The organism is Acinetobacter lwoffii, from assembly GCF_024129715.1.
Classification (GTDB): Bacteria; Pseudomonadota; Gammaproteobacteria; order Pseudomonadales; family Moraxellaceae; genus Acinetobacter; species Acinetobacter lwoffii_U.
Genome location: NZ_JAMXXM010000065.1, coordinates 1 through 783, shown reverse-complemented (window position 1 = coordinate 783; position 783 = coordinate 1). Strand labels below are relative to the sequence as shown.

Annotated in this window: 1 protein-coding gene; it reads right to left on the bottom strand. The window is 34.6% G+C overall.

The features are described 5' to 3' along the window. Positions 1–742 (bottom strand): IS5 family transposase gene (locus NI462_RS14905; RefSeq protein WP_253161234.1). Its coding sequence is split into 2 segments (ribosomal slippage), with 741 coding nucleotides annotated over them: positions 1–354 and positions 356–742; the frame shifts between segments, so codons are not numbered across the junction. This gene is flagged as partial in the annotation. Between the last annotated feature and the right edge of the window lie 41 nt (positions 743–783).

Here is a 783-nt window from a genome sequence, read left to right as displayed (position 1 = left end):
TCTATAGCGTTCTGTTAATATCCGAAAATGTTTAAGTTTGCCGTTGATATGTTCAATGGCTGTCCTACGCCGACTGATTTCTTGGTTGATCTTTTTTGCTATTTTGGGTAATGATAAATTCTTAGGTTTCTTGATTGGAATGAGTAACTTACTCTTAATCTGATGAAATCCTTTATAGGCTAAATCTGCCATGATACAAGGATAAATAATCATCTCCTTCAAATACTTACGCGCAATCGTCAGATCATGTTTTCTGCCACTTTCGACCTGTATACTTACAATTTTCTTTAGTCTTGGGTTAAAAATGACCTGTGTTTTTAGCGTATGTTTCTTCTTTTTACCACTATAGAATTTTCTTTGTTTTTTTGGGATGCTCAATCTGTGACTCAGTGACATCAACGATCACATAATCCCCCTCACTAAACTTTTGATTCCTTTTAGGCAATGCGAAAATCCGTGATTGAATCAGAGCATTTTCAACTTTTTGAATAGTACGATTCACATTGCTTTCAGCTAGGTTATAGTCAGCGGATAACTCAATTTGAGTTCTATAACAGCGTAAGTAATTTAAAGTTAACAACAATTGATCCTCTAAACACAACGAATGAGGTCTTCCAGATTTTTTCTTGGCAAGTTCAGCGTGTTGTAACACCGATACCATTTTTAAGAATAATGGACGAGGAACTCCAACGAGTCGTTTAAATTCCCCATCATTAAATCTAGTTAAATTTTCATATTTCATGGGGCTAGTATAAACAATTTTTTACTTTCGCAAGAGATCTA